We start from the raw sequence: 23,482 nt of genomic DNA on the forward strand, positions 1-23,482 counted from the left end.
GGCTACAGTCCCAGCGCGCGGCCGTCGCTGCGCGGGTCGTGCGCGCCGGCAAGCTGCCCTTGCGGACCGATCCGGATCGCGCCCGGATGCCCGGCCAGCTGGCTCTGCGCCGGGATCGGGCTCAGCTGGTGGCCACGCGCCGCCAGTTCACTGAACACCTGCCGGCCGGCGTCCTGCTCCAGCTTGAGGCTGTCGCGGCTGTCGGAGAAAGTCTTGCCCAGCAGGAAGCGCGGCCGGCCGAGCGCGGTCAGCGGATCCATGCCGTAGTCGATCATCCGCGTCAGCACCGCCGCCAACGTCTGCGGCTGCCCGTCGGCGCCCTGCGTCCCGTACAGCAGCCGGGGTCGGCCGTTCTTCAGGTAGATGCCCGGATTCAGCGTGTGGAAAGGCCGCTTGCCGCCCCGCAGCACGTTGGGGCTGGCGGGATCGAGGCTGAACGACGCGCCGCGGTTGTGCCAGAGCACGCCCGTGTCGCCCACCACCACGCCGCTGCCCCAGTCGAAATACACCGTCTGCAGCATGCTGACGCAGCGGCCCTCGCGGTCGGCCGCGCCGATATACACGGTATCGCCGTGCTGGTAGGCATGCGGCCACGGCATGGCCCGCGCCATGCGGATGCGTTGCGCCTGCGCATCCAGGTGCCGGCGCGACAGCAGCCGGTCCACCGGCACGTCGACAAAATCGGGGTCGGCAACGTAGCGGTTTCGATCGAGGAACGCCAGCTTCACGGCTTCGACCAGCAGGTGGTAGTAGTCGGCACTGCCTTCGGGCACGGCCGCCAGGTCGAAGCGGTCGAGGATCCCCATGATCTCCAGCGTCGTCACGCCCTGCGTGGGCGGACGCAGGCCCAGCAGTTCGCCGCCACGGTAGGCAACGCGCAGCGGCACTTCCTCGCGTGCCTGGCAGCGCGCCAGGTCGCTGGCGCGCAACGGCGAGCCGGCCTGCGCCAGGCCTGCCGCAAGCCGGCCGGCGATGTCGCCCTCATAGAACTCCCGTCCGCCCTGTGTCGCCAGCCGGTCCAGCGTGCGCGCCAGTTCGGGCTGGCGGAACATTTCGCCCGCCTTCGGCATGCGTCCGTCCGGGGCAAACACGCGGCCGAAGCCGCCCCAGGCCGGCAGGTCCGCGGCGCGGAACTCCTGCCAGAAGCATTGCGACGGCGTGACCGGGAACCCGTTGGCGGCGTACTCGGTGGCGCGCCCCAGCAGGCTCGACCATGACTGGGTACCGGCCCACTGGCTCTTGCTGAAGGCAAAGGCACGGTCCCAGATCGCGACCGTCGCGGCCGCGGTCAGCGCGGCGCCCGGCCCGCGCAACGGGATGGCGCCGCTGTAACCCGGCGTCTCGGCGGCGGCCTGCCCGATCCCCGAGAACGAGCGCACATTGCCGTCGCGGTCGCTGATCACCAGGAAGGCATCGCCTCCCAGCCCGGTGAAATGCGGATAGGTCACGCTCAGCACCGCGCCGATCGCAATTGCGGCCTCGATCGCATTGCCGCCGGCCTTCAGCACTTCCAGCCCGGCCTGGCTGGCGAGCCCATGCGGGCTGGTGACCATGCCCGCATCCGAATGCGCCAGTCCGCTGCGCGCCGCGGGCGCGGCGTCCTGCGCCGCCTCGGCGCTTGCCGGCGCGAGGATCGTGCTGCCCGCCAGCGCTGCGGAACTTGCCAGGAAAGCCCTGCGCGAGGTGCCGCCGCAGGGATCGGCTTCAATCATATGTTCCATGTCCACTCCCCCGAATCGGCTGCGCCGTGCTGTCGCCGCGCGGGCAGCCGCGATGATGATGACGATGCGATGGCGGCTCAGGCCTCGCGCTTGCGCGCCTGCCATGGGCGCTCGACCAGGCTTTCCGGCGCCGAGTAGCGCGCCTTGATCCAGGCATAGGCGGGGCCCATTGCATTCATGGCGACGACGGCACCGAGCGCGGCGACCGGATCTCCCGGCGCGGGCCCGAAGCCGCCGAACAGCGTGGCGAAGTACGAGGCGAAGCCGAAGAACATCCCGGGGATAAAGCGCAGCGTGTAAAAGACGCGCGCCAGGAACATCATGCTGGCGTTGAGCATGAACAGGATCACCATCTCCGCCGCGATCAGCGCCGGCCCCGAGAACTGCTCGGCGGCCTGCCTGAAACACAGCACGATCACGAACGCGAACAGCGACCCCACCGGCAAGGTCGGCCAGATCTTCTTCAGGTTCTCCGGCGTGGGCCCGCCCATGGCAAAGGTCGCGGCCCAGCTGATAAAGATGGCCCACGGCGGCAGGTGCGAGGCATGCGCGGCAATGGGAACGGTGGTGATGGCCAGCAGCGAGGCCACGACTTCGGCAGGCAGCTTCTTCATGATCGTCTCCTTGTGGGTTGGGGCGGTTCAGTGCGCGCAGCAGCGGTGCCGGCGGATGTCGCAGCGGTGCTGCGTCACCACCGTGATCCGCCCGCGCTTGACCACCCACAGGCGCGGCGGAATGTCGATCAGCGCGTCCGCTACCTTGAAGGTGTCGAGGATCACGATATCGGCCTGCCGGCCCACTTCGAGGCCATAGCTGTCGTGCAGCCCGATCGCGCGCGCGGCGTTGTGCGTGCCCATGCCGAGCACCGCGAGCTGGTGCTCCGGCACGCCGAACTGCGCCACGTGCGCAAGCATGTTGCCGATCTGCAGCATGTCGGCCTTGCCGAACGGCGTGAAGGCATTGCGGATGTTGTTGGACGAATACGCCACGTTGACCCCGCCGTGATGCAGCGCCTTCACCGGCGTCAGCCCGCGGCGCTGGTTCTGCTGGTCCTTGCGCCCGCCCAGGTACAGGTCGGTAGCAGGCAGGGTCACGATGCTGATGCCGGCCTCGCGCAATTGCGCCACCAGCGGCTCCAGCTGCGCCGCGTCGAGCGCGCCCAGGCTGGTCACATGCCCGAGCGAGACGCGGCCCTGGTAGCCGCATTCAATGGTCTTTTGTGCGATGTAGTCCACCGCGGCAAAGCGCTGGTCGGCGGTGTCGTCGGCAAAATCGGCATGCATGTCGACCGGCGCGTCATAGCGTTGCGCCAGCTCGAACACCAAGTCGATATGGCGCACGGTATCGGCCCAGCTCAGCTCGTTGTACGGGCAGCCGCCGACCACGTCCGCGCCCATGTCCATGGCCTCGATCATCAGTTCGCGCGTGCCCTGCGACTTCAGGATGCCCTCCTGCGGGAAGGCCACGATCTGCAGGTCGAGCAGGTCCTGGTACTCCGCCTTGAGTTCCAGCAGCGTCTCCACCCCGACCAGCCCCTGGATCAGGTCGACGTCGGGATGGGCGCGGATCGCCACGGTGCCATGCCTGACCGCCATGTCCAGCACCTGGCGCGAGCGGTCCAGCACATCGTGCCGCTGCTGCTTGCTCTTCAGGATGCCGGTGACGCGGATGGCCTCGTCCAGCGTGCCCAGCCGGGCGGGCAGCCGGCGATGCAGCAGCGCCTTGTCCAGGTGCAGGTGCGGTTCCACCAGGCCCGGGATGGCGGCGCGGCCGCCGGCTTCGATCACTTCGTGCGCCGGCGCGTCGATGCCCGGCTCGATGGCGGCAATGCGCCCGTCGCGGATGGCGATATCGGTCAGGGGCGCGTCGTCGCGGACGCACGCATCCCGGATCAGCAGGTCCAGCTGCATGGCGTGTCTCCTTCAGGTCTTGTCGTTCTGCCGGAGCCGCTGCTCCGTGACCTGAAGCGTAGGTGCCGGCGTGCGCCGGCTGCATCAGGATCGGCTGAATTCGACCTAAGGATCGGCCTAGCTGCGCTGCACAAACCTATGGGATCTCGCTCACCTCACCTGCTTCTCCCGCTTCCGCCAGCATCCCGTGCCGGATGGCGTAGTGCACCAGCCCCGCGGTCGAAGAGAGTTCCAGCTTGGCCATGATGTTGGCCTTGTGCGTACTGACCGTCTTGCCGCTGAGCGACAGCGTCGACGCAATCTCATTGATGCCTTGCCCTTCGGCCAGCATCTGGAACACCTGCAGTTCGCGCGCGGTCAGCCGCGCATGCGGCAAGGCTGCCAGCGGCTGGCGCGCCTGTCCGATCAGCTTGTCGGCGATCGCGGCCGACACCGCGGTGCCGCCGCGCGCCACCTTGCGGATGGCGCCGATCAGCTGGTCCGATTCGACATTCTTGGTGAGATACCCGGCGGCGCCGGCGCGGATCGCCTGCACCGCGTACTGCGACTCGCGGTACATGCTCAGCACCAGCACGGGCAGCGCGGGATAGCTGGCCTGCAGTTGCTGGATCAGCACGATGCCGCTGCGGCCCGGCATCGACATGTCGTGCAGCAGCACGTCCGGCAGGCCGGCGCGCAGCAGTGCGAGCAGTTCATTGCCGTCGGCGGCCTCAGCCACCACCTGCATGTCCGGCACGGTGGAAAGGATCTTCTTCAACCCGTCGCGGATGATGGTGTGGTCGTCTGCCAGCAGGATGCGGATCATCTGGCATCTCCCCCCGTCGCCTCGGCAACGCCGGCATCGCGCGGGATCAGCGCCTCGATCCGCGTTCCGTGGCCCTTGCCGCTGGTCACCACCAGCTTGCCGCCCAGCATCAGCGCGCGCTCGCGCATGCCGAGCAAACCCAGGCTGCGCCGGCGGCCGGTCACGGAGGCATCGATGCCGCAGCCGTTGTCGGCGACCACCAGCCGCACGATGCCGCCCGTCTCGCCCAGTTCGACGCGCACGCGGTCGGCCTGGCCGTGGCGGCAGGCATTGGTCAGCGCCTCCTGGGCGATCCGGAAAACCGCGGTACTGACTTCGGCGCCGAGGCCTGCCACAGGCTGGAGCGCCTTCTCGCAGGCAATGCCACTGCGCTCCGACATCGACTCGACCAGCCACTCGATCGCCGAGGCCAGCCCCAGCTCGTCCAGAAGGGGCGGGCGCAGGTCCGCGGCAATGCGCTGCACGGCTTCCACCGTCGAGTCGGCGATCTCCTTGAGCATCTGCACGTGCTTGCGATACGCATCGTCGGCGGCCGGGCCCTGCTGTGCCTCGATGAAGCTCAGTCCCAGGCGTAACGCCGTCAGCGACTGCCCCAGCTCATCGTGCAATTCGCGCGAGATACGGGTGCGTTCGGCCTCGCGCACGGATTGCAGGTGCGCTGACAGCTCGCGCAGTTGCGCGCGCGAAGCCAGCAGCTCCTCTTCGGAGCGCTTGCGGTCGGTGATATCGCGCGAGATCCCTACCGTGCCGACGACCTCGCCGCGCGGGTTGCGGATCGGCATCTTGATGGTGTCGAACCAGCGCACGCCGCCGTCCGTGCCATGCCGGCTTTCCTCGTAGCGGCGGCGCACGCCGCTGTTGACCACCGCCCTGTCGGTATCGAGGTAGACCTGGCCCCATTCCGCGGACCAGACCTGGTCGGGCGTGCTGCCCAGGATCTCGGCCTCGGTCCGTCCGCACGCGGCCATGAAGGCGTCGTTGACCAGCACGTAGCGCGAGCTCGCGTCCTTGAGCCAGGCCTGGTCCGGAATGTTGTTCAATATGGCGCGCTGCAGTTCGACATCCATGCCTCCCCCCCGCAGGGCTGCCCACCGCCCTGCCGTTCCAGACTTCCTGATTGATTCGGGGCGCGCATGCATGCATGCCGATCGCGCATAAGTTGCGTGGATTACGCAAGCGGCGCGCTGGGCAAGCCCCGGCCCCCCGCAGACTATAGCCAGCGGCGGGCGGCTGCGCCCTTGTCGTTTTCCTGAATGGGCGAGATCGCCGGATGCAGTCGGGGCGTCTTTGCCGCGCGCCCTATGCCAGCACCGCGCGCGCAATCACCGTGCGCTGGATCTCCGACGAGCCTTCATAGATGCGCAGGATGCGCGCATCCCGCACCAGCCGCTCCAGCGGCATTTCGCGTGTGAAGCCGTAGCCACCGTGGATCTGCAATGCGGTATCGGTAACGAAGGCTACTGTCTCCGAAGCATAGAGCTTGGCCATCGATGCATGCTCGGTGAAAGGCTCGCCGTCGCGGCGCCGCACCGCAGCCTGCAGCGTCAGCAGCCATGCCGCTTCCAGCCGCGTGCGCATGTCCGCGAACATCCACTGCAGGCCCTGCTTGCGCGCCAGCGGCTCGCCGCCGACCTGGCGCTGCCTGGCCCAGTCGACCGCGCACGCGAGCGCCGCCTCGCTGATGCCGAGGCTGGTGGCGGCCACGTCGAGGCGGCTGTTGTCGAGCACCTTCATCGCGGTGCGGAAGCCGCTGCCTTCCGGTCCCAGCCGGTTGGCGGCGGGGACGAAGCAGTCCAGCGCCACCTCGTGCGCCGGTGCGCCGCGGATGCCCATCAGCTTCTCGGCGGGCGCGACGTCCACGCCGGCGCTGTGCCGATCCACCACGAAGGCGCTGATGCCGCGCGTGCCGGCCGCGGGATCGGTCTTGGCGTAGACGACGATAAAGTCGGCGGCGGCGGCGTTGGAGATGAAATGCTTGACGCCGCGCAGGCGGTAGCCATCGCCTTCCGGCGTGGCGCGCGTGGCCATGTCGGCGGGGTTGGAACCGGCGCGGGGCTCGGTCAGCGCGAACGCGCCCAGCTTGCGGCCGGCGGCGGCATCCGGCAGGTAGCGTTCACGCAGGCTGTCGTCGCCGCCGATCAGGATGGAGTCGGTGGCCAGGTAGTGCGCGCCGATCATCGACGAGGTCGAAGCGCAGGCCTTCGCGACTTCGGCCAGCGACAGGATCAGCGCGACCGGCGAGGTTTCGGTGCCGCCCCAGCGTTCGGGCAGGTTCATGCCCATCAGGCCGAGCTCGGCAAGCTGCGGCACGTAGCGCGTGGTGGAGGTTTCGTCGCGATCCACTTCGGCGGCGTTCGGGGCCAGTTCGCTCTGCGCGAAGCGGCCGATCGCATCGGCGATCTCCAGGTCTTCCGCTTCGACGCCCATTCGCTTATGCATGTTGCTTCTCCTTGTCGAAATCGTGCGCGGCCAGGATGGCCTTGGTGTGCTGGCCCAGTGCCGGCGCGGGCGTCACGCGGTTGGCGCCGTAGGCAGAGAACTTGACCGGCTGCGACGGCAGGCGCACCGTGCCGCCGCCCGTGTCGGGCACCTCGGTCAACAGGCGGCGATGCGCCGCGTGCTCGCTCTCCAGCGCTTCCTTGACATTGCGGATCGGGGCGACCGGGATGCCGGCGGCGCCGAGCACTGCGTTCACCTCCGCGACGGTGCGCGCAGCCGACCAGCTTTCCAGCATGGCGCGCAAGTCCGACTCGAAGCGGCACCGCGTCTCGTCATCGGCAAAACGCGGGTCGTGCGCCATCGCAGGCTGGCCGATGGCGTCGGCGAGCGCCTGGAACAGCTTGTTGTTCAGCACCGCCACCACGTAGAAGCCATCCGCGGCGCGATACGCGCCAAACGGCGCCGACGACGGATGGCGGTTGCCGACGCGCCGCGGCGCCAGCCCGGTGGCCGCGTAGCGCGCGACCAGCGTGGCGCTGAGGCTCAGCGTGGCATCGAACATCGACACATCGACATGCGTGCCGCGCCCCGTCTTCTCGCGCGCCAGCAGCGCGGCCAGCACGCCCCACGAGGCGAACAGGCCGCTGACGGCGTCGGACACGGCCTCGCCGAGCATGGTCGGCGCGCCGTCGGGCGCGCCGGTGGCGTCCATCAGCCCGCACATCGCCTGCAGGATGATGTCGTAGGCCGGGCGGTGCGATTCCGGGCCGGTCTGGCCGAAGCCAGACACGCTGGCGTACACCAGCGACGGGTTCAGTTCGCGCAGCGCGGCGTAGCCGATGCCGAGCTTGTCGGCCACGCCGGGGCGGAAATTTTCCACCACCACGTCGGCACCGCGGCACAGCGCGCGGGCGACATCCAGGCCGTCCTGCGTCTTCAGGTCGATCACGATGCTCTGCTTGTTGCGGTTCATCGCGGAGAACAGGCCGCTCTTGCCGTCGGCGAAGGGGCCGACCGCGCGATAGTCGTCGCCGCCGGGCGGCTCGACCTTTATCACCTCGGCGCCGAGGTCGCCGAGCAGCGCGGTGCAATAGGGGCCGGCGAGCACGCGCGAGAAATCGATCACGCGCAGGCCGGCTAGCGGGAGATCGGGCAAATCAGGCAGGTTGGATTGCGTCATGGTCTTGCTCCTCCAGGGCTTGTGGGCCGATTCTGCGCAGCGCAGGCTATCAAGTAAAATATTGATTTCGAGTAGCGCCTATAGGATTTCCTAATGACATCGCAGCAGTCTTCGCCGCGCTCCTCGCGCATCTCGCTGCGCCTGTTGCGCTACTTCGCCGCCACAGCGGAAACCGGCAGCACCACGGCCGCGGCACGGCTGCTGAACGTCTCGCAGCCTTCCATCTCGGTCGCCATCCGCGAGCTCGAAGCCCTGTTCGACGAAGCCCTGTTCGCCCGCGATGCGGGCGCAAGGCTGGCCCTGACCCGCTTCGGGGCACGCAAGCTGGCGGAAGCGCGCCGGATCCTGGGCGCGGCAACGGCATTCGAGATTGACAAGCGCGGCGACGGCGAAGCCGGCGAGGTGCGCATCGGCGTGTTCCGCACGCTGGCGCCGGCCTACCTGCCGGCGGTGCTGCGCGTGGCGCGCGAGCGCTATCCCAGGCTGGCCGTGCGTTTTGTCGAAGGCGACCTGGCGCAACTCGAAGACTGGCTGCACGGCGGCCAGATCGAACTGGCCCTGACCTACGACGTGGGGCTGCCTGCCGAGATCGGCCGCGAAGTGCTGGCCGAACTGCGGCCCTACGGGCTGGTGCCGGCCGGATCGAAGCTTGCCCGCGGCAAGGCCGCAATCTCGCTGCACGCGCTGGCGCGCGAGCCGCTGATCCTGATCGACCTGCCTCACAGCCGCGAATTCCTGATGGCGCCGTTCTGGCAATTCGGCCTGCAGCCGGAGGTACGCTACCGCGCCACGTCGCTGGAACTGGCGCGCAGCATGGTAGCGAACGGACTGGGATGCGCGCTGCTGATCACGCAGGCACCCGCCTCCGGCCAGTCGGCCAGCGTGGTGGAAAAGCCGATCCTGGAGGAAACGGTGCGCCAGCCGCTGGTGATCGCGCAGGCCGGTATCGGCCAGACGCGCGCGGCGGCGCTGCTGGCCGAATGCGTACGTGAAGCCGTCAGTGAAACCATGGCGGCGCGGGCGATCCCCAGGAAATCCGGTACTGCGCCAGCGCGAAAACTAAGGTAGAAAGCAAGCCAGGGGCGCGCATTGCCCGCGCCCCCGACCAAAACGCCACGACCAGCATGTCCAAGCCCCAGATCCTGACGTATGTCGATGCCGGCGCCTCCGACTGGACCGCCTGCCTGATGCGCACCATCGGCCACCAGCTGCAGGCCGGCGCCTACGAAATCCGCGCGGTCATGGCCGACGATATCCGCCACGACCCCACGCTGTTCGACGACGCGGTGATGTTCGTGATGCCCGGCGGCGCCGACCTGCCCTACTGCGCGGCGCTCAATGGCGCACCCAACGCGCGCATCCGCAGCTTCGTCGAACGGGGCGGCGTCTACCTCGGCATCTGCGCCGGCGCCTACTACGCCTGCCGCGAACTTGCGTTTCACGCCGGCACTTCAGGAGCGATCTGCGGCAAGCGCGAGTTGCGCTTTGTCGACGCGGTGGCGGTCGGCTCGTTGCCGGACCTCACCGGCGGACGCCTGTACGACGGCACGCCGCGCACCGCCGCCGCCGTGGAGATCCGCACCACCAACCACCTGACGCAAGCGCCGGTGTCGCTCTACACGCATTACCACGGCGGCTGCCTGTTCGATTTCGGGGGCGAGCCCGGCCCCGATACGCAGGTCCTGGCGGTCTACACGGGCATGGCCGGCACCCCGCCCGCCATCGTGGCGGCGCGCGTCGGCTACGGGCGCGCCATCCTGACGGGGGTCCACCTGGAGATTTCCGAGCGCGAGTGCAAGGACGCGCTGCGCGGCCACAGCGACATGGATGCCCACGTCCACGTGTGCCACCGGCTGGCCGAGACCGGTGAAAGCCAGCTGGCAGTGTTCCGCCAGCTGCTCGCGCATGGCGGGCTGGCGCTGGGATAGAACGCGGCGCCTGGATCAGATAGCGTTGCTGCGCACGGCGCGCGGCTGGTCGAGCAGTTCGATCATCAGCCACGCGTACAGCGTGACGCCGATAAACAGCCCCATGCGCACGATGAAGGCGGTATAGACGTCCTTGCCGGCCGCGCTGTCCTGCACCGACTGCCCCAGCAGGATGACCAGCGTCACCAGCGTATTGAGCCAGAAGCCCGGCGCCAGGCGCGTGGGGCTGAGTCCGTAGAGCTTGCGCGCCACCAGCAGCACGAACAGCAGCATCCACAGGAAATACATCCACAGGTGCACGAACAGGCTGAGCGCGCCCCAGAACGCGATCGCCAGCAGGCCGCCGAGCAGGGTCGAGCCGAGCAGCTCGCGGCCCGCGTTGCGCGCGGAGGTGGTGCAGCTCTGCCGGCCCAGGCTGACCGCCTTCATGATGATCGGCATGTAGGCGGTGGGATCGGTCATGGTGAGCAGGAAGGCGGGCATCACCACCAGCGCCGCGCGCAGCGCCACCCACGCCGCCAGGTCGTCCGGCAGCGCGCTGGCCGGGGGCGCCGGCGGCACGCCTGCTGGCTCGGGAAAGAGCCAGTGCCCGAGCGCCAGCGCCAGCACGGCGAGCAGCAATCCCTTGACCAGCGCGGCAATGACCGTCACGGCCAGGCCGAAGTCGAAGGTTCCTGCCGACGAGATCATGGTCAGGCCGACCACCAGGAAGGTCGACACCAGGTTGTTGCCGCCGCGCAGCCCATAGCGGAATGCCAGGAACAGGCACAGGCCGGTCAGCAGCACGCCGCTCGCCGGGTAGTGGCGCAGCAAGGGAATCAGCAGCAGGCCGCTGCCGGTGGTCAGCATCGTCACCAGCGCCAGGCCCACGCCCGCCTTGAAGGCCAGCGGACGGTTCATGCTTGCCAGCAGAAATATGGCCAGCACGGGGGCGAGCATCGGGATCGGCAGGCCCAGCCCGAAGCTGGCCGCCAGGCACAGCGCGGTGCCGCTGGCCAGGCGCAGCGCGCGCCGTGCGCGTGGCGAAGGCGGCGGCCGCGGTGTCGGCGCGGGGCTGTCAGTAGACATACGACAGCCAGCTCATCAGGTACAGGAAGGCGCGGCCGAGCGGGTTGAGCGGGTTGCCCTCCGTCGGGAACGCCATGACTTCGGCCTGCCCGCCCACGCGCACGCCGCGCAGCGACGACAGCTGCCCCGGATCGAACTCCACCGTCACCGGGAAACGCTGGGCCGGGCGCAGCCAGTCGCGGCTGTTCTGCACTGTCGGCAGGCTGCCGGGCTGCGTGGGGGGCCCGCCGATACTGACGCCGTAGCCGACGCTGCGCACGCGCCCGGTGAAGATGCGGCCCGGCAGCGAATCCAGCACGATCGCCACCGGCGTGCCGGGCACCACGTGGCCAAGGTTGTTCTCGGTCATCTCCGCGTTGATCCACACGTCGTGGATGGTGATCAGCGTCATGACCGGATGCCCCGCGGCGGCAAACTGGCCGGTCTCGGTGCGCAGGTCGGTGACCAGCCCGGCCGAGCGCGCGCGCACGCTGGTATTGGCCAGGTCCAGCTCGGCCTTTTCCAGCGCGGCGGCGGCGCTGCGCAGCTTGGCGTTGTCTTCCGCGCTGCCGCCCTCCTGCTCGCGCGCGCGCTGGACCTCGGCGCGCGCCGCGGCCACCTGCGCGGTAGCCGCTTCCAGGCTGGCACGCGCGATCTCGAGCCGGCGCAGCGAGATGGTGCCCGGATCCTCGCGGTACAGGCGCTCCAGGCGTTCGCTGTCCTGGCGCGCCTTGACCTCGTTGGCGCGCGCCGCGCGCAGCGCCGCCTGCGCCGATTCGATGCCGGCGGTGCTGGCGCCGATCTGCCGGCGCGTCGACTCCAGGTCGGCGCGCGCGCGGTCGGCGGCGATGCGGTAGTGCTGCGGATCGACCTCGAACAACACCGTGCCGGCCGCCACGTCCTGGTTGTTGCGCACGTGCACGCGGGTCACGCGCCCCGCCACCTCGGATGCCACCGGCACCACGAAGGCCTGCACGCGCGCCTGCTGCGTATAGGGCGTGAGCCGGTCGGCCAGCAGATACCACACCAGGCTGACGGCAATCAGCACGAGCACCAAGCGGATGCCTTTCTTTGCCGGATCGGCGGCCGGCGCCGCCGCGGGTGGCGGCGGCGCCGGCGCTGGCGGGGGCGGAACGGCTGCGGGCTGCGGCGTGTCGCTCATCGGGCCTCCACATTGGATACCTGCCGTGGTGTCGCAGGAACACCGGCGCCGGCAGGGACGGCCGGCCGCCCGGCTTCGTCGAACAGGTCGCCCCAGTTGGTGCGCTGCTGCATCTGCTGGCGCGTCGCCGGGTCCACCAGCGGCAACTCGCTGTGCCAGCCACCGCCCAGCGCCTTGTACAGCGCGATCAGGTTGCTCACGGCGCTGCTGCGGTTGAGCACATAGGCGTCCTGCTGGGCCGCCAGTGCGCGCTGGGCGTCCAGCACGCGCTGGAAGTCGGAATAGCCCTCGCGGTAGAGCGAGTTGGCCAGCGACAGCGAGCGGTTGGCGGCGACGGTGCCTTCGCGCAGGATCTGTTCGCGTTCCAGCGACTTGAGCAGGCCGCTGGCGGCATCGTCGGCTTCGCGCGCGGCCTGCCGCACCGCGTCCTGGTAGGCCACGATCAGCTGCTGCAGACGTGCGTCCTGCACCCGCACGTTGTTGCGGATGCGGCCATAGTCGAACACGTTCCAGCGCAGGCTGGGCCCGCCGACCAGCGCCAGCGTGTTGGGCGTGCCGGCCAGCGTGCCGGCGGACCAGACGATGCTGCCCAGCAGCGACAGCGACGGGTAGAGATCGGCCTCGGCCACGCCGATCAGCGCGGACTGCGCCGCGATCTGCAGCTCGGCGGCGCGCACATCCGGACGGCGCACCAGCAGGCTGGCCGGCACGTCCTGCACCACGGCGCGGTCGATCAGCGGGAGCGCCCCTTCCCGCTCCGCGAGGTCGGGCAGCTCCGGCAGCGCGCCGGGAGGGTGGCCCGCCAGCACCGCGAGCGCATTGCGCGTGCGCAGGATCTGGCCCTCGAACTCGGGAATGCTGCTGAGCGTGCCCAGGTACTGCGTCTTGGCTTGCTGCAGGTCGAGCTCGTCGGTCTCGCCGCTGCGGAACAGGCGTTCGGTGATTTCATAGCTGCGCTGCTGCAGCCGGGCATTGTCGCGGGCGATGCGCAGCCGCGCCTCGGCGGTGCGCAGCGCGAAGTAGGTTTCGGCCATCTGGGCGCGCAGCAGGACCAGCACATCCTCGTGGTTGGCGCGCGCGGCAAAATACGCGGCATCGGCCGACTCGATGGCGCGGCTGAAGCGCCCCCAGAAGTCCAGCTCCCAGCCGATGTCGAAACCCGCGCTGAACTGCCAGAAGCGGCTGTTCTGCGGATTGCGCCCGCCGGCCTGGCGGGTGGAGGTGTACAGCGCATCGGTGCTCACCTGCTGCAGCTGCGGGTAGCGGCCGCTCTGGGCGATGCCGAGCTGCGCGCGCGCCTCCATCACGCGCAGGCCGGCGATGCGCAGTCCGGCGTTGTTGGCATCGGCCTCGGCGATCAGGCGCTCCAGCGTCGGGTCGCCGAATATCTGCCACCATTGCCGCAGGTCGGGGGCGGGGCGCTGCTCGGTGGCGGCCTGCAGCGCAGGGCTGTCCCATGTGGGCGTCCACGCCTCGCGCTGCGGCTGGAAGTCGGGCCCCACCCGCGCGCATGCGCCCAGGCACAGCACGCCGGCCAGCAGCATTCCGTTCGGCCGGTTGCGGACGGGCATGAGGCGAACGCCTGCACTATTCCGCGGTCTGCTCGATCGATTCGTGCACCGGCTGGGCAGGCTGCGGTGGCGGCTGGTCTTCGACCCACTGCCAGAACAGCCGGTAGGCCACGGCCAGCATCACGGGGCCGATAAACAGCCCGATGACGCCGCCTGTCACCATCCCGCCCAGCGCGCCGATCAGCACCACCGGCATCGGCACGTCCACGCCGCGGCCGAGCATCAGCGGCTTGAGCACGTTGTCGGCCAGTCCGGCGATAAAGGTGTAGACGGCAAATACCACGGTCGCCCCGGTGGCACCCTCGGCGGCAAAGACAAGGATAATCACCGGGATGGTGATCAGCGTCGCGGGCAGCTGCATGATACCGAGCAGCAGCACCGCCAGCGCCAGCAGGCCGGCGCCGGGAATGCCCTTGATCACGAAGGCGACGCCGATCAGCAGCATCTGGATGAAGGCGATGCCCACCACGCCCTGCGCCACCGCGCGGATAGTGGCGGTGCACAGGTCGGCCAGCCGGGGGCCGCGCTCCTGGCCAAACACGCGCGAGGCGATCTGCCTGGCGCTGCGCGTCCCTTCCTCGCCATAGGCCATGATGATGCCGGCGATGATCAGCGCGAACAGCAGGACCAGCAGGGCCACGCCGACGCCGGCGAGCTTGCCCAGCAGCGCCAGGCTGAAGCCCTTGAGTTGGGGCATCAGCTTTTCCATCACCGCGGCCATGTCGGTGGCGGCCTGCAGCCAGAAGTCGTAGAGCCGCTCCCCGACGAATGGCCAGGCGGCGACCGACTCCTCCGGCATCGGGATATGCACGCGGTCGTCCCTGACCATGGCGATGGCGTTCTCCACGGACTCGACCAGGGCGTTGCCCAGCAGGTAGGTCGGCACCAGGATGATGGCGAGGACCAGCACCACGATCAGCGTGGCGACGCGCCCGTCATGGCCGCCCAGCCGCGCGCGCAGCCTGACCTGCAGCGGGTACATGGTGACCGCCAGGATCACCGACCACAGCAGCAGGTCGACGAACGGGTGGAAGATCTGGAAACAGAAAACCGCCAGGACGGCGATCAGCCCGGCGCGGATCAGGACGTCAAGCAAGCCGCGGGACAGCGCCTTCTCGGATATGGGCGTAGGCAACATCGATCGACTCCCCCGGGTGCAAGCCGCAAAGGTTCACATCGGTACGCCAGCCTTGTACTCAGCGCCGGCCGCAATCCAGTCTAGGCGAGCCAGGGGGCTCGGGCAACCTTTTCGTCACCCGGACCACAGGCGTGCCGCCCGGGCACGCACGGGCTTACGGTTGTCCGGGCTTGCGCAGCATCTTCTCGACCTCGCCGGCGTGCAGTTCCTCCAGCTGGATCGACTCGCGCGCATATTCTTCCAGCGCCACCGAGCGGCCCTCGACCAGGGCCAGCAGCTGGCGGTACAGCTCCAGCGCCTGCCGCTCGGTCGCCAGCGATTCGCGCAGGATGGTGCCGATGTCGGTGGTGTGGCTGTCCAGCAGCGCGGCGATGCCGAGCGAGGGATACGCGCCCAGGGTGGTGATCCACTCCCCGGCCTGCTGCGCATGGAGCAACGATTCGCTGGCCTGTTCGCGCAGCCAGGACACCACGGGGATGCGGCCGAAGCCGAACACCAGGAAAGAATAGTGCGTATAGCGCACGACCCCGGCGAGTTCGGCTTCCAGTATCTGGTTCAGCACCCCGACGACCTTGTCTTTCTCGATTTCCGCCATGGCATCTTCCTCACGGGTTGCAGGCACAAAAGCAGGCTGATTCATTCTAGTCGGCGCCGCGCCACACCTGAGCGTTCGCGCCTGGCGGCAAACGCGTGCGGGGCAGCAATCCGGCATTGGAATTCCTATCATGCAGACGTGGCGCGCGCCTGAGGTAGCCGGGCGCGGCCCGCCCCGGAAAACTGACAACATCGCCGGTGATGCAAAAGGATCCAGGTTCGCCAGCCGACCAATGCGACGGCGCCGTGATGTTCGCGGACATCTGCGACAGCACGCGGCTCTATGACAAGGCCGGCGACGCGGTGGCACTCGCCGCGATCCGCCATTGCCTGGGGCTGATGAAGACGCGCGCCGCGCTGGCGCAGGGGCGCGTGGTCAAGACCATCGGCGACGAGATCATGGTGCTGTTCCCCGCCGCCGACCAGGCGATGCAGGCGGCACTCGACATGCAGGAAGGCGTGGCCGGGCTGGCGCCGATCGCCGGCATTGCCCTGTCAATCCATATCGGCTTCCACCATGGCCCGATCCTGTCGGACGAAGGCGGCGACGTGTTCGGCGACACGGTCAACCTGGCCGCGCGGCTGGTCAAGCTGGCCTCGCGCGGGCAGATCATCACCAGCAAGCATGCCGTCGAGCAGCTGTCGGCACCGCTGCGGCAGATGACGCGAGCGCTGTATCCGATCCAGGTGCGCGGCAAGCACCAGCTGGTGGAGCTGTACGAGGGGATCTGGCAGCAGAACACCGAACTGACCCTGGTCGCCCCGATGGACGTCGCCGTGCGCCGCTCGCTGTTCCTGTCGCTGCGCTACCGCGACACCCTGTTCGAGATGGACGCCACCTCGGCGCCGCTGACCATCGGCCGCGACTCCACCATGAGCATCGTCATCCTGGACCGGCAGGTGTCGCGCTTCCAGGCCACCGTCGAGCCGCGCGGCGGCCGCTTCGTGCTGATCGACCGCAGCTCCAACGGCACCCACGTCCGCATCGACGGCGAAGACAGCCTGATGCTGCGCCGTGACGAGATCACGCTGCGGGGCCACGGCTGGATCACGTTCTCGCCGCCCGGGGACGCCCACCAGGAGGCGATCGAGTTCTTTGTCGAAGAAGACTGAGGCGGTCACCGCACAGCTGCAGGATAGCGTGGAAATTCTCCTTGACTTCAGCTGTTCCGTATCCCATCATGCTTTCCATCGCATGCGATTGAAACGCTTGCGACAGATCAGCGGAAGCTGATTGTTTTTTGCCTATATATATCGTATGCGATGTAATCGCATACGATTATGAAAGCCAACCCACCGAGAGGAACCCCACCATGAGCAAGATCGCCAAAGTCCTGGCCAGCGGCAAGACCTACACCACATTCAGCGCCGCCGGCAACACGCCCCGCGGACATGACGGCACCGTCGACATGCGGCTGTCGTCGCCCGGCACCGAGGCCAACCCGACCCATGTCTTCGATGGCAGCGACGCGCATCCCACCGCCGAGCGGCTGTTCGCCGGTGCGTGGTCGGCGTGCTACATCAGCGCGGTGGCACTTGCGGCCAAGACGCACAAGCTGACGCTGCCCTCGGACCTTGCCGTCGAGATCGAGGTTGACCTGGGCCAGACCGGCCGCGAGTACCTGCTGCAGGCCCGCCTGAACGTGCGCATGCCTGGCGTGCCGCACGACGTGGCGACGGCGGTGGCCCATGCCGCCGATGAAATCTGCCCGTACTCCAAGGCCACGCGCGGCAACATCGACGTGGCGATCAACGTCATCACCGGCTGACGCAGGCGCGCGGCGCCGGACCGCGCCCCCCCGGGGCGCGGTCCGGCGCCCATGGGTCCGAGCCGGTTATCGCATCCCCGATACAATCGCATACGACCTATAATTTCCCGCAGCGTCACATCCAGACACGGGAGCCAGACCATGAAAGCCACCGACAAGGCCGCTGCCGCGGACCCCAAGCTGTCCGATTTCCTCTGCTTCGCCGTCTATTCCGCCAACCTGGCGTTCGGCAAGGCGTACAAGCCCGTCCTCGAACAGCTGGGCCTGACCTACACGCAATACATCACCATCGTGGCGTTGTGGGAGGAAGACAACCAGACCGTGGGCAGCCTGGGCGAAAAGCTCTTCCTGGAATCGAACACGCTGACGCCGATCCTGAAGAAGCTGGAAGCCATGGGCTACGTCGAGCGGCAGCGCGATCCCGAGGACGAGCGCCAGGTGCGGGTCAGCCTGACCCGCAACGGGCGGCGCCTGCGCGAAAAGCGCCTCGAAGGCAGCCTGGCGGGCGCCACCGGCCTGGCGCCGGACGAGTTCGCACGCCTGCAGAAGGCGGTGGCGACGCTGCGCAACAACCTGATCCGGTCGGTCAGGTCCGGCGACTGAAAATGCGCCGGCGACCGCCCTGCTTTGCGAGCTACTGACATGAACCACGCATCCACCCCGTACATCCCGATCAGCTGCGAATTCCACGATCGGCTCGAAGCGCTGGCCACCGTGCGCCGGCCCGCCGTGATCCGTTATCGCGACCATGATGGCGCTGCGCAACAAGTGACGGCCACGATCACCGATATCTTCAGCCGCGAGCGGGCGGAGTTTGTCTCGCTCAGCTCGGGCGAGGCGCTGCGGCTTGACCAGCTCGTCGAGGTCAACGGCGACAAGCTCAGCGACGACTGAGCCCCTCCCCCGGCTTTACTCCCGGCATTACGCCCGGCATTACTCCCGGCTTTACCCCGTCCTTGCCCTATCCTTCCAAGGAAAACACCGGGCAAGGTGGGCCGCATGCGCGCATTGATCTTCTGCTCCGTGCAGTTCCTGCTGGCGGTCACGTGGACCCTCTACGTCGCGTTCCTGCCGCAGCTGGCCACACAGGCCGGCATCCCGCGCGCGCACGTGGCGTGGATCCTGGTGATGGACCAGGTGATCTTCGTCGCCATGGACCTGGCGCTGGGCATCGCCGCCGACCGTGTCGCCAACGGCATGCGCCGGCTCGGCGGCTGGATCCTGGCGCTGTCGGTGGTTTCCGCGCTGGCGTTCGTGCTGCTGCCTTCGGCTTCCTCGCCTGTGCTGCTGCTTGCCCTGACCGCGTTATGGGCCGCCACCTCTTCGGCCTTGCGCGCGCCGCCCATGGTCATCATCGCGCGGCGGCTGCAGGGATCGGCTTCCTCGTTCCTGATACTGGTGTCGCTGCTCGGCATCGGCCTGGCCGGCGCGGTCGCACCAGTGCTGACGGCGCGGCTGCGCGAGGCTTCGCCGCTGATCCCCTTCGCCGCGGCCAGTGCGGCGCTGGTGCTGGCCGTGGCCGCCCTGCGCTGGGTTGAACTGCCGCCGGCAAGCCAGCGTGCCGACGCGGCGCCGACTGCCAGCGCCGGCCCGCGGCGCCTGTGGCTGCTGTTCGCGGCGGTCTGGCTGCTCGCGCTGGGCTTCCAGGTCCACACCGCGATCAATTCGGGGCCGGCCTACCTGCGCTTCGTTGCCAGCGCCGAGCTGGTGCGGGTGATGCCGGCGTTCTGGATCGGCTTCGCCCTGTGCGTGCTGCTGCCCGAGACGCCATGGCTGCGGCGCTTTCCTGCCTGCGTGCTGCTGCTCGCCGCATCGGTGCTGGGCACGCTGGCTTTGTCCGGCTTCATTGGCGCCGCTTCGCTGCAGGCGGTGCTGGCCGCGCAATGCCTGGCCGGCGGCATGTGGGGCATCATGTTCGGCGCGGCGGCCAATGCCGCGCTCGATGCCGGGCATGTGGGCCGCGAAGGCAGGCTTGCCGGGCTGGTGTTTGCCGTGCTTGCCATGGCCGCTTTCCTGCGCATCGCCATGGTGGCGTCCGGCGCCGCCAGGGGCGCGATGCTGGCCAGCCTGATGCCGTGGGTGCCGGCGCTCGCATGGAGCGCGGGCGCGCTGCTGCTGGCGTTCTTCGTCACGGCAAACCTGCCCTATCTCGCCGCCCGCACTCGCAACTTGCGCCAGCAGGCACGCTCCGGCTAGCGTGGCCGGCGACCGTTCACGGGCGCCACGGCAGTTCGACCACATGGCCGCGCAGCAAGCGGCCCGGGGCGGACTGGCAGCAAGGCCACCGGCGTGCCGCCGCAGCAAGGCCCCGATCGACGCCGCGGCTATGCCCCTTCCGCGTAGCCTCGCAGCCCGGCCACCAGCGCGGCAAAGGTCACCGCGCAGCGCGCACTGCCGCGCAAGTCCTCATGCATCGCCACCCAGGTATCCATCGCCACGGAAAACTCGCTGCGCAACACCCTGGCCAGCCGCGGGTCGCGCGCCGCCAGCGCGGTCTGGCACACGCCGATGCCGAACCCGGCGCGGATCGCGCCCAGTTGCGCCAGGTCGCTGTCGGCGCGAAAGGCCGGGCGCTGGCGCGACAAAGCCGGAAAGCGCTCCAGCAAGCGGCGGATGAACGGCGTCTCCCGGTCGAAGCCGATTACGGCAAACCCGGCCAGTTCCTCCAGCGACTGCGGCGCCCCGTGCACGGCCAGGTAGCGCTCATGCGCATGCAGCCCCAGTTCGATGCCGCCGACACGCTGGGCCACCAGCGCGTCCTGCTCCGGCCGGAACATCCGCACGGCGATATCGGCTTCACGATGCAGCAGGTCGTCGACGCGGTTCGACAGCACCAGCTCGATCTCCAGCGCCGGGTGGGCTTCGCGCAGTGCCGCGAGGATCGGCGGCAGGACTTCGACGCCGACGACTTCGCTCGCCGACAGCCGCACCGTGCCGCGCACGCCGTCGCCATGCCCGCTGGCGGCGCGCCGCATGGCCGCGGCCGTGGCGGCGAGTCCGGCGGCATAGGGCCGCAGTGTGTGCGCGGCGTCGGTGGGGGCGAAGCCGTCGAAGGAGCGCGTGAAGAGCTTGATACCCAGCGCGGCCTCAAGACTGTCGATATGACGGCCGACGGTCGGCTGCGTCAGCCCCATCGCGCGCCCGGCGGCCGACAGCGAGCCGGTTTCCAGCACGTGGAGGAAGGTGCGGTACCACTCCCAGTTCGGTTCGCCGGCCATGCTATGCATTTTTGTTTAGCGACCAGCCGATTATAGGTAATTTTCTTTTCGCTCCGGTGGCCGCAAACTGGCCTGCATCAGACCACGGCAGTACCCATGCAAAGGAGAATCCCATGTCCAGGATCGCGCTCTTTGGCGCCGCCGGCGCCATCGGCCACAGCATCGCCACCGCGCTGGCAAGCCGGGGCGAGCCGTACCGCGTGGTCGGCCGCGATGCGACGCGCCTGCGCCAGGCCTTCGGGGCCGACCCGCTCGCCGAGATCGTCATGTGGGATCCCGACTCGCCGGCCTCCGTCCAGGCCGCGGCGAACGGCATCGACACACTGGTCTACATGGTCGGCGTCGACTACTGGCGCTTCGAGCTGCACCCGGAACTGCTGCGCAAGACACTGGATGGCGCGCTCGCAGCGGGCGTCAGGCAATTCATCCTGATCGGCACCGTCTACCCATATGGGCGCGTCCAGGGCGGCAATCCGGTCAGCGAGAACCACCCGCGCGCGCCGCATACCTTCAAGGGCCGCATGCGCAAGGCGCAGGAAGACCTGCTGATGCAGGCCGACGCCGCCGGCCGCATCCGCGCCACGGTGCTGCGGCTGCCCGACTTCTACGGCCCGGGCGTGCAGGCCAGCCTGCTGCACCGCGCGGCGCAGGCTGCCGCATGTGGCGGCACCGCGGACCTGATCGGGCCGATCGATGCGCCGCACGAGTTCGTCTATGTGCCGGACGTCGGGCCGGTGGTGACGCGGCTGGCCGATACGCCCGCGGCCTTCGGCAAGATCTGGCATCTGGCCGGCGCCGGCGTCACGACACAGCGCGAACTGGTGTCGGAAATGGAAAGGCAGACCGGCCGCCAGCTCAAGCTGCGCATCGCCGGCAAGGGCATGCTGCGCCTGCTCGGGCTGTTCAACCCGTTCATGCGCGAACTGGTCGAGATGCACTACCTGATGACCGATCCGCTGATCCTGGACGATGCCGCGCTGCAGCGGCTGATCGGACCGATCCGCAAGACGCCGTACGCCGAGGGCATCCGGCAGACGCTGGCGGCATGCCACCCAGGCCGGCCCGCCCCTAACCTGCCTGCTTGCGAAACGCCCAGCGCCCCGCCAGCACGGTGAAGCTGGCCACCAGCGCCACCAGCACCCAGAAGCCGTGCGGGTGCCCGGCCAGCGGGACGCCGCCGACGTTCATGCCGAAGAAGCCGGCCACGATATTGATCGGCAGCGCCAGCACGGTCACCAGCGTCAGCGTGAACAGCGTGCGGTTGGTCTGCTCGTTGAGCTTGGCGGCGATCTCTTCCTGCAGCAGCTTGATGCGTTCGACCAGCGCGGCAAGGTCGTTGAGCACCAGCGAGAATTCTTCGGTCGATTCACGCAGTTCCTGCAGGTCGGTTTCCTGCAGCCACGCCGGCGGCCGGTTCAGCAGCCGGAACAGCGCGCCCGGCTCTGGCGCCAGCAGCCGTTGCAGCCGCACCAGCCCGCGCCGCATCGCGCCCAGGTCAGCCCGGTTGCCCTGCAGGCGCTGCGACAGCAGCTGGTCCTCGATCTGGTCGACGTTCACGCCGGTCTCGCGCACGATCTGCACCAGCACGTCGGCCTGGTCGCGCAGCAGGTGCACCATCAGGTCCAGCGGCGAGCGGAACATCTCGCCGTGCCGCACCGCCTCGCGCAGCCGGTCCACCGAGCGCAGCGGGCGCGCCCGGGCCGTGACCAGCAGGCGGCGGTCGGCGTGGACCCACATGGTCGAAATGTCCGTCGATGCGACGCCGAAGTTGTAGATCACATCGTTGACCACGGCCAGCAAGGCGGCGTCCAGACGCTCGATCCGGGTCGAGCGCGAGCCCTGGCGCAACGCCTCGAAGTACTCGTCCGGCAGCCCCAGGTGCGCCTTCATCCAGCGTTCGCAGGCGCTGTGCGACAGGTTGAATGCAGCCAGACGAAGGGGCCGAAGGAGCCGGAGGGGCGCTCGTGCGCGGCATCCGGCGGCGCCTGCTGGAGCCACGCCGCCGCGCCCCGCGAATCGATCTCGCGCACGGCCCCGCCGGGCGCGAACAGGAAACCGCTGACCAGGCCGACCGGGTCCGATCCATAGCCCGCCTCGACAATGCCCGCTTGCATGCCTGCTCCCTTCACATTGAATTTGCCTCGCGCGACGTTAGCACGCCGCCATGACAGTGCCGCGAAGTGAAGGCGCGGGCGCGTCGTGTGGCTTGTCAGAGCATCGACTTGCCCTGCGCCAGGATCTTGTCGCAGACCTGCTTGGTGACTTCGGCCTTCAGGCCGCTGCCGCTCAGGTCGAGCTTGTTGCTGCCGCTGGTGGACAGGATGCCGCGCGAGCCATCGGTGTAGCCGCTGTCACTGGTCCCGCCGGACACCGAGCCGAGCAGCTTGTCCTTCACCGCGGAAGTGGCGGCATCTGCGTTCAGGTAATTGTTTTTCATGCAGAACTCGATCACGCCGGCGGCATTGCCGGCAGTGCCGGACGTGAGGGAAGACGGCCACAGCCCGCCCATGCCGCCGAGGCCGCCCAGCGCACCGGCCGCGCCGGCTTTCGCCCCGTGCCGGTCCGCTCAGCGCTGACCCGCATCGAAGGCCTTCCGCCAGACATCGTGGTCCGGCGGATACACCGCGTCGAAATGCTCGCGCAGCGCGGCGATCTCCTGCACGATCGCGAACGAAAAGCCCTGGCGGCCGCCGCGGTCGTCGAACTGCAGGCCGTTCAGGTAGTCCCGGCACCCGACCGCATCGAACCACCTGGCGGCGACGGTATTGATGATCCGGGGGAAGGCCCGCCCGAGTTCTACCGGACGGACGGCTTCGGGCAACTCGGCCATCCAGCGGATGGCCTCGCGGCGCAGCGTCAGGTCATCGTCGGTGGCGGTCTTGCGGTGGAAGGCTGGGTCTTGCGTCAAGGGAGTCTCCGGGTGCAGCCGGGAGGATAGCCGATTGTGGCCGGACCATGCCAGGCCCGGCCAGCCGGGCTTTCCCCCGGTTGCACGCCGGC

23 protein-coding genes and 1 pseudogene are annotated in these 23,482 nt (G+C 69.0%); 8 read left to right on the top strand and 16 right to left on the bottom strand.

The genetic code is table 11. From position 1 onward, the window contains the following. Positions 1-2: 2 nt before the first annotated feature. The 7 genes from ggt to J8I34_RS12200 all read right to left on the bottom strand — a co-directional run bounded on the left by ggt (position 3) and on the right by J8I34_RS12200 (position 8,055). Positions 3-1,721: a gamma-glutamyltransferase gene (gene ggt / locus J8I34_RS12170; RefSeq protein WP_209806144.1), complete on the bottom strand. Its 1,719-nt coding sequence runs from the start codon at positions 1,719-1,721 to the stop codon at positions 3-5. A 77-nt stretch (positions 1,722-1,798) separates the two neighbouring features. Then, entirely contained in the window at positions 1,799-2,335 is a 537-nt protein-coding gene (locus J8I34_RS12175; protein WP_029044570.1) for a DUF1097 domain-containing protein, read from the bottom strand. A gap of 27 nt (positions 2,336-2,362) precedes the next feature. Next, positions 2,363-3,631, bottom strand: a complete 1,269-nt coding sequence (locus tag J8I34_RS12180) for an amidohydrolase family protein (protein ID WP_209806145.1) — start codon at positions 3,629-3,631, stop codon at positions 2,363-2,365. A gap of 136 nt (positions 3,632-3,767) precedes the next feature. Then, entirely contained in the window at positions 3,768-4,436 is a 669-nt protein-coding gene (locus J8I34_RS12185; protein ID WP_209806146.1) for a response regulator, read from the bottom strand. After that, positions 4,433-5,503 carry a PAS domain-containing sensor histidine kinase gene (locus tag J8I34_RS12190; RefSeq protein ID WP_029044573.1) on the bottom strand — a complete coding sequence of 357 codons (1,071 nt, stop codon included), beginning with the start codon at positions 5,501-5,503 and terminating at the stop codon, positions 4,433-4,435. The genes J8I34_RS12185 and J8I34_RS12190 overlap by 4 nt, the downstream gene beginning before the upstream one ends. A 232-nt stretch (positions 5,504-5,735) precedes the next feature. Further along, positions 5,736-6,875: an acyl-CoA dehydrogenase family protein gene (locus J8I34_RS12195; protein ID WP_029044574.1), complete on the bottom strand. Its 1,140-nt coding sequence runs from the start codon at positions 6,873-6,875 to the stop codon at positions 5,736-5,738. Further along, positions 6,868-8,055: a CaiB/BaiF CoA transferase family protein gene (locus J8I34_RS12200; RefSeq protein ID WP_029044575.1), complete on the bottom strand. Its 1,188-nt coding sequence runs from the start codon at positions 8,053-8,055 to the stop codon at positions 6,868-6,870. Before J8I34_RS12200 ends, J8I34_RS12195 begins: the two co-directional genes overlap by 8 nt. 93 nt (positions 8,056-8,148) lie before the next feature. Here J8I34_RS12200 and J8I34_RS12205 point away from each other — a divergent pair, with 93 nt between their 5' ends. Then, positions 8,149-9,123 carry a LysR substrate-binding domain-containing protein gene (locus tag J8I34_RS12205; protein WP_209806147.1) on the top strand — a complete coding sequence of 325 codons (975 nt, stop codon included), beginning with the start codon at positions 8,149-8,151 and terminating at the stop codon, positions 9,121-9,123. Positions 9,124-9,179: 56 nt separating this feature from the next. Further along, positions 9,180-9,983 carry a BPL-N domain-containing protein gene (locus tag J8I34_RS12210; protein WP_029044577.1) on the top strand — a complete coding sequence of 268 codons (804 nt, stop codon included), beginning with the start codon at positions 9,180-9,182 and terminating at the stop codon, positions 9,981-9,983. Between the two features lie 15 nt (positions 9,984-9,998). Here J8I34_RS12210 and J8I34_RS12215 read toward each other — a convergent pair whose 3' ends face one another. The 5 genes from J8I34_RS12215 to J8I34_RS12235 all read right to left on the bottom strand — a co-directional run bounded on the left by J8I34_RS12215 (position 9,999) and on the right by J8I34_RS12235 (position 15,496). Beyond that, complete coding sequence (locus tag J8I34_RS12215; RefSeq protein ID WP_209806148.1) at positions 9,999-11,051, bottom strand: DUF2955 domain-containing protein; 1,053 nt, start codon at positions 11,049-11,051, stop codon at positions 9,999-10,001. Next, a complete protein-coding gene (locus J8I34_RS12220; RefSeq protein ID WP_209806149.1) occupies positions 11,041-12,192 on the bottom strand; it encodes an HlyD family secretion protein in 1,152 nt (383 codons plus the stop codon). The genes J8I34_RS12215 and J8I34_RS12220 overlap by 11 nt, the downstream gene beginning before the upstream one ends. Then, complete coding sequence (locus J8I34_RS12225) at positions 12,189-13,763, bottom strand: efflux transporter outer membrane subunit (RefSeq protein ID WP_209806150.1); 1,575 nt, start codon at positions 13,761-13,763, stop codon at positions 12,189-12,191. The genes J8I34_RS12220 and J8I34_RS12225 overlap by 4 nt, the downstream gene beginning before the upstream one ends. A gap of 16 nt (positions 13,764-13,779) precedes the next feature. Then, positions 13,780-14,901, bottom strand: a complete 1,122-nt coding sequence (locus tag J8I34_RS12230) for an AI-2E family transporter (protein ID WP_209770178.1) — start codon at positions 14,899-14,901, stop codon at positions 13,780-13,782. Positions 14,902-15,055: 154 nt separating this feature from the next. After that, positions 15,056-15,496, bottom strand: coding sequence for a ferritin-like domain-containing protein (locus tag J8I34_RS12235; protein WP_029044582.1), 441 nt, complete (start codon positions 15,494-15,496; stop codon positions 15,056-15,058). A gap of 200 nt (positions 15,497-15,696) precedes the next feature. On the opposite strand from J8I34_RS12235, the gene J8I34_RS12240 reads away from it, so the two are divergent. From J8I34_RS12240 to J8I34_RS12260, 5 genes are all read left to right on the top strand, one after another. Beyond that, on the top strand, positions 15,697-16,608 hold the full coding sequence (locus J8I34_RS12240) for an adenylate/guanylate cyclase domain-containing protein (RefSeq protein ID WP_232232282.1): 912 nt from the start codon (positions 15,697-15,699) through the stop codon (positions 16,606-16,608). 200 nt (positions 16,609-16,808) lie between these two features. After that, positions 16,809-17,264: an Ohr family peroxiredoxin gene (locus tag J8I34_RS12245; protein ID WP_029044584.1), complete on the top strand. Its 456-nt coding sequence runs from the start codon at positions 16,809-16,811 to the stop codon at positions 17,262-17,264. A 141-nt stretch (positions 17,265-17,405) separates the two neighbouring features. Continuing rightward, the gene (locus J8I34_RS12250) at positions 17,406-17,867 is read left to right on the top strand and encodes a MarR family winged helix-turn-helix transcriptional regulator (RefSeq protein WP_029044585.1); all 462 of its coding nucleotides are present in this window, start codon (positions 17,406-17,408) and stop codon (positions 17,865-17,867) included. A gap of 39 nt (positions 17,868-17,906) precedes the next feature. Next, positions 17,907-18,158 carry a hypothetical protein gene (locus J8I34_RS12255; protein WP_029044586.1) on the top strand — a complete coding sequence of 84 codons (252 nt, stop codon included), beginning with the start codon at positions 17,907-17,909 and terminating at the stop codon, positions 18,156-18,158. A gap of 105 nt (positions 18,159-18,263) precedes the next feature. Further along, positions 18,264-19,460 carry an MFS transporter gene (locus tag J8I34_RS12260; protein ID WP_209806151.1) on the top strand — a complete coding sequence of 399 codons (1,197 nt, stop codon included), beginning with the start codon at positions 18,264-18,266 and terminating at the stop codon, positions 19,458-19,460. A gap of 128 nt (positions 19,461-19,588) precedes the next feature. Here J8I34_RS12260 and J8I34_RS12265 read toward each other — a convergent pair whose 3' ends face one another. Then, the gene (locus J8I34_RS12265) at positions 19,589-20,491 is read right to left on the bottom strand and encodes a LysR family transcriptional regulator (protein ID WP_209806152.1); all 903 of its coding nucleotides are present in this window, start codon (positions 20,489-20,491) and stop codon (positions 19,589-19,591) included. A gap of 104 nt (positions 20,492-20,595) precedes the next feature. On the opposite strand from J8I34_RS12265, the gene J8I34_RS12270 reads away from it, so the two are divergent. Further along, positions 20,596-21,597 (top strand): NAD-dependent epimerase/dehydratase family protein, encoded by a 1,002-nt coding sequence (locus J8I34_RS12270; protein ID WP_209806153.1) that lies wholly within the window; start codon positions 20,596-20,598, stop codon positions 21,595-21,597. Here J8I34_RS12270 and J8I34_RS12275 read toward each other — a convergent pair. From J8I34_RS12275 to J8I34_RS12285, 3 genes and pseudogenes are all read right to left on the bottom strand, one after another. Beyond that, positions 21,551-22,596: pseudogene (locus J8I34_RS12275) on the bottom strand (transporter). The gene J8I34_RS12270 and the pseudogene J8I34_RS12275 sit on opposite strands and share 47 nt — an antisense overlap. Before the next feature lie 95 nt (positions 22,597-22,691). Then, entirely contained in the window at positions 22,692-22,919 is a 228-nt protein-coding gene (locus J8I34_RS12280) for a DUF2501 domain-containing protein (RefSeq protein WP_245175896.1), read from the bottom strand. A 129-nt stretch (positions 22,920-23,048) separates the two neighbouring features. Next, positions 23,049-23,390: a hypothetical protein gene (locus J8I34_RS12285; RefSeq protein ID WP_209770161.1), complete on the bottom strand. Its 342-nt coding sequence runs from the start codon at positions 23,388-23,390 to the stop codon at positions 23,049-23,051. Positions 23,391-23,482 lie beyond the last annotated feature (92 nt).

It is taken from the genome of Cupriavidus phytohabitans (genome assembly GCF_017815025.1).
GTDB lineage: Bacteria > Pseudomonadota > Gammaproteobacteria > Burkholderiales > Burkholderiaceae > Cupriavidus.